This window comes from Gloeomargarita sp. (assembly GCF_053491055.1).
Genome location: NZ_JBRCEP010000036.1, coordinates 1 through 5,482, shown reverse-complemented (window position 1 = coordinate 5,482; position 5,482 = coordinate 1). Strand labels below are relative to the sequence as shown.

The 5,482-nt window shown below is 52.1% G+C and carries 4 protein-coding genes; all 4 read right to left on the bottom strand.

The window, feature by feature from the left end:
- Positions 1 to 827 (bottom strand): sugar phosphate nucleotidyltransferase (locus tag ACWISF_RS03805; RefSeq protein ID WP_448380264.1); only part of this gene is annotated, 827 nt, incomplete at its 3' end.
- 122 nt (positions 828 to 949) lie between these two features.
- Positions 950 to 1,960, bottom strand: a complete 1,011-nt coding sequence (locus tag ACWISF_RS03800) for an alpha/beta fold hydrolase (protein WP_448380263.1) — start codon at positions 1,958 to 1,960, stop codon at positions 950 to 952.
- Positions 1,957 to 2,889, bottom strand: coding sequence for a fatty acid desaturase family protein (locus ACWISF_RS03795; RefSeq protein ID WP_448380262.1), 933 nt, complete (start codon positions 2,887 to 2,889; stop codon positions 1,957 to 1,959). The genes ACWISF_RS03800 and ACWISF_RS03795 overlap by 4 nt, the downstream gene beginning before the upstream one ends.
- 120 nt (positions 2,890 to 3,009) lie before the next feature.
- A complete protein-coding gene (gene glnT, locus ACWISF_RS03790) occupies positions 3,010 to 4,314 on the bottom strand; it encodes a type III glutamate--ammonia ligase (protein ID WP_448380261.1) in 1,305 nt (434 codons plus the stop codon).
- Positions 4,315 to 5,482 lie beyond the last annotated feature (1,168 nt).

Here is a 5,482-nt window from a genome sequence, read left to right as displayed (position 1 = left end):
GGCTGTTTGGTTAGGGCCAAATTGGCTTCATAAAACGATTCAATCGTCCCAATATCCTCCCAATAGTCGTTGAATAAATACACCTGAATTTTATAGTCTTTGATGGCCGCCGGAATCACCTCTTTACCGAAATCGGTGCGGGTTGGGTCTTCTTGCAAAAGTTTCCGCAGGATGTCTTTGTTAAAGACATAAATCCCCATCGAGGCAATGTAGGGCTTGCGCTGGGCCATCTCCGGGGATAACCCCAACACAGTAGTATCCACCCGCATTTCCCGCAGGGCGTCCCCTTTCGGTTTTTCTCGGAAGTCAATGACCCGCCCCGTCGCATCAATTTTCATCAACCCAAACGCTGAAGCCCGTTTCTCCTCCACCGGAATCACCGATAGGGTAATGTCTGCTCCCGTTTGTTGGTGCCGCGCCACAAACTCTCGGTAGTCCATGCGGTACAGGTGATCCCCCGACAGAATTAGGTAATGGTCCACATCCCACGTCTCAAAAAGCCACATATATTGCCGCACCGCATCTGCTGTCCCTTGGAACCAGCCTGGATTGTCGGGGGTCTGTTGCGCTGCCAACACCTCCACAAACCCGTCCACAAAGCCGGAAAACGCATAGGCACGGTTAAGATGCCGGTTGAGGGAAGCAGAATTAAATTGGGTGAGGACATAAATTTTGTGGACTTCGGAATTGATGCAATTGCTGACGGGAATATCAATCAGGCGATATTTACCGGCCAGGGGTACAGCAGGTTTTGCCCGTAACTTGGTCAAGGGATAAAGCCGTGTTCCCGCACCGCCACCGAGAATAATCCCCAGCACCCGCTTCATGGTTTTTGCCTCCCCATGCGGTCGTCAGTATCAGTGTCCCCCGATCCGGTACCGCTGACAAGGGTACCCTAATCTTTGTTGTAGCATGACGCGCTGCCCCACATCGGTAGGCAACCTTGGGGTTAGGGCGAAAGCCATTGTTGGACCGCCTCCCGTATGAAAGCGGCATCCGCCGGATTTTGATAGGGATTGCCCGCGCGATGCCCCCAAAGGGAAGGAATCTCTTGGTAGATTGCCTGGGGGATTTGTTCCGCCTCAGCCCGACAGTCTGCCGGTGTAAAATAGAGGTCGGTCTGCCCAGCCATCACGAGGGTACGGGCGCGAATGCCCCTGAGCGCGGCTCGATAGTCGCCCTTGTACAGCGGGTTATCACTCACATCACAGCGAATCCAGGTTTCGATCATTGCCAACAAGTCGTGGGGGTCACGGCGGCGATAATTGGCCTGCCAGCCTCGGACAAGGTAATCATCCAGAGATGAATACCCCAGGCCTTTGTAGATGTGTTGGTTAAAAAACGGCTGAGATGCCGCCCAACTGGCATAAATCAGAGCAAAAGCCCGCAAACCCCGCTCCGGCACGCCTGTAAATCGCCGTCCATTCCAAGCAGGGTCTGCCGTCAGCGCTGCCCGCAGGCTTTCCAAAAATAACTGGTTGTGAACGGTGGTTTTGGCCGTACCGCAAAGGGCCACCACCCGTTCTACCCGCTCCGGGAACAGCGCCGCCCAGTGGTAAGCCTGTTGTGCACCCATGGACCAGCCGTAAATCAGAGCGATCCGCTCCACGCCAAAATGCTGGCGAATCAGGCTTTCCTGCAGCCGCACGTTATCCCAGTGGCTAAACCAAAAACCATCCTCGCGCAGTCCGCAGTTTGGGTCGTTGCTCGGAGATGTAGAAAGGCCATTGCCCAGCATATTGGGGATGACGATAAACCAGCGACCTGGGTCGAGAATGCCCTCTGACCCAATCAGCCAGTCAATGTCCGTGTGCTGCGCCCCATAGGAAGTGGGGTAAAGCACCAAATTGTCCCGCCGCGGCGCAAGGTGTCCGTAGGTGGCATAAGCCAGGGTGATGCGGGGCAAGGAGATGCCGCACTGGAGAGCAAAATCCTTGAGGCTCCAAAACTGGAGATTCATACCCGAAAGGAATTCACCAGGCGCCGATGCACCTGCACGTAGCCCGTTCCCACATGGGCCAGATGGGGTTGCAAATAGGTATGCGCTTTAGCCAAAGCATGAAACGGAATTGAAGGGTAAAGGTGGTGCTCAGCGTGATAGGACATATTCCACATCAGCAGCCGCACCGGCCAAACCGTCAATGTGGTGCGGGTATTGGTCAAAGGGTTCCCATTGTGACTACAGCCAGTGTGCTCGGCCAGCAGAATAAAGCGCAGCATAGGTTGTCCTACCGCCAACGGCAACCACCAAAGTAGCAGGAACCAAGGCCAGCCCGTTCCCACAGAGAGGGCAATTCCAAGCCCATAGACTGTCAACTGCCACCGCACTGAACGGACGACCTCCCCACGGGCCGTCTCTGGAATGTAGGGGTAGCCTTGCAGTTGCCCAGTGGCCAGACGCCAATAGCTTGTGACTTTGCCGACCCACCAGGGGATACCACTTAGCTCGAGCAGGTATTGCCGCCAGTTTTGCGGTTTGGGGTCCTCCAGTTCCGGGTCCTTGCCGGGGATTTGGGTATAGCGGTGGTGCCACTGGTGGTAGTAGCGATAAAACGTGCTGTTGTAAAACGAGAGCAACCCCGCCACCCAAGCCACGCCGTCGTTGAGGGAGCGGCTGACAAAAGCTGTGCGATGGACACACTCATGCAAGGCGGCAAACATGGTTGCCAAACTCGTTCCGTAAACCACCAGGGCAGGTAGGGCCAGCCACCAGCGCGACCCCATCTGGGTCAACCACAGGCCGCCACTTACCCCCATCACCGCCAAATGACTCAGAAGCTGCACCCAGCCAGCCCGATTGGAGCGAACGTTGAGTTGCTTGAGTACATCAACCGGCAGCAAACGGCGGGGATCGGTCGGCAGGGTGGCCGTAACCAGATTGGCAGACATATTCGATACGAACTCCTTCAGAGAAATCAATCTTTGCTCCCAGCAATTGTAGGAGCGGGATTAAGCCTCAAACTGTATCCAAAACTGCCATTACAAGGGGTCTGCTGGCCAGGCCACCGTTCAACAGTCCCAGGTGGTCTCTCGTTCCCAAGGGGTGATTTGACACTGATACTCCTGCCACTGCTGCTTTTTTAACTTCACATAGGCATCCACAAAAGCACCCCCTAATGCCGCTCGGAACATGGGGTTTTGCCGAAAGTGATCCAGGGCCTCGCTCAAGGACGTAGGCAGGGTCGGCAGGCCGGGAATGGGGTCAGTATAAGTGTTGTTGTCGTAGCGAGGGCCAGGGTGCCGTTGTTGGCAGATGCCATCTAGCCCAGCGGCAATCAAACCTGCTGCGAGCAAATAGGGATTAGCCGCTCCATCGGCCAGACGCAGCTCGAACCGACCAGGATCGGGGATGCGAATCATGTGGGTGCGGTTGTTGCCACTGTAACTAACAGTGGCAGGCGCCCAAGTCGCTCCCGAAGCGCTGGGAGGCGCATGGAGACGACGATAGGAATTGACCGCTGGATTAGTCAGAGCACACAACGCCGGAGCATGGTACAGAACCCCACCAATGAAATAGTACGCCAGCAGCGACAGACCAAGTTCCCCTTGTTCGTCAGCAAACAGATTGGTTGTGCCCGACACATCCCAAACCGATAGATGGACATGGCAACCATTGCCCGTGAGGTGGGGAAAAGGCTTGGGCATAAACGTAGCCCGGTAGCCGTGCTGCTCGGCAATGCTTTTCACCATGTATTTGAAAAAGGCATGGCGATCCGCCGTAACTAAAGCATCGTCAAACTGCCAATTCATCTCAAACTGACCGTTGGCATCCTCGTGATCGCTCTGGTAAGGGTTCCACCCCAGTTTTTGCATACCATCGCAGATGGCCCGTATCACTGAAAAACGGCGCATGAGGCTTTGCTGGTCATAGCAGGGCTTGGCCTGGCAATCCTGTCCATCCGAAGTTGCCCATTTCGTGGGGGATAGGATCATAAATTCGCATTCCACGCCGATCTTGACTCGGAAGCCCAAGCGCTCCGCCTGTGCCAAGACCCTTTTCAAAACCCAGCGGGGCGTTTGCTCTAGGGGTTGCCCATCCGTCTGAATCAGGTCGGCAGGCATCCATGCCAGTTGCGGTTGCCAAGGCAGTTGAAACAGCCGTTGCAGGTCCGGCTGGGCAAACACGTCCGGGTCGGCAGGGGTGAGGTCGAGCCAGGCAGCAAACCCGGCAAACCCCGCTTGTCCCTGAGCCATGTGGTCAATAGCCGTAGCGGGCACCAGTTTCGAGCGTTGCACCCCAAACAAATCCATAAATGAGAGTAAAAAATAGTCAATGCCTTGGGTGCGAGCAATTTCTGAAAGCAGTTGCGTCATAAAAACTAAGTTGAACTGTATAGAGGCATGGAGTTAGTTTATGCACTGATGACCGACAAAAATGTAATCATAGATACTGAATCCTTGAACGAAGGAATGGACCTAGGCATAGGGGTAGAAACCTTGACGCCCCCATGAGTAATTGTCAATAAGCTACAGCAGCGCCAAATAATTATGCAACAAGCACTGAGGCAAATCATCTGCCAACATCCTCCCCCTGTGATTATTACCAGTGGTGTTAACTCTGCAACAAAAGTTCATAAATTCGCGTCAGGCAACATGCCTAATGAGAAAATTTCTGTTATAAATGAGAATTCAGCTCCGAAATGACAATGCTTTGTATCATGAGGCTCGATGCACATTTTGGCACAAATCCTCAAAATCTTAAGATGCAACACTTCTGGATTATTACTACTTCAATTGCCAATGGGATTGCCATAGAAAGTTATATTAACAATTTATAGTCGTTTCGCAAAAAAATGCAAAACTTTAAGGCACTGGTAATCACTGTATCCCCTTCTAGGACAGGGTTTGCAGTTAAAGGTAAATGTCGCAAATTTGTTTGAAATTGCTCTAATTGTCGAGTCTCTCATAAACACAAAACTGAGTATAGCGTTTCGAGCGCATGATACAAATAAATCAACCATCAAAAAAGAATCATCGTAGAATTTCTTATTGACACATAACTTTAACTAGCTTAGATGGATGCACCTAGTCGCAGAAGTTTACCTATCTTACGAACTACATCACATCTGTTTTCCACAAAGATGGTTCTCGTCACGAAACTTATGAAAACTGCTGTGTTCTTGACGTTGACTGCTGTAGGTACCTTCAGTTGGGCAACCGTCTCTGCCACCCGTTTTTGCATCACCAGAACGCTTGCAGAACTGATTGATACCCAGGGGGTAATTTATAATTGATAGGTTCATAAATTGATATGTAATCCTTTGCGACGGTTGCGATAAAGTTCGAACCAAATATGCCAGATTTTTAGCTAATGGATGCTCTGTTCAAGGTGGATGCACTGTTATAGTCAAGCAGGGTAAGGTCGTCATATTATAGGATAGATGCTGTGGAGGAAAGCGATGGCAAGACCATACAGTTACGATTTGCGTCAAAAAGCAGTCGCAGCAGTCTTAAAGGGGGCAAAACTAGTTGAGGTTAGTGA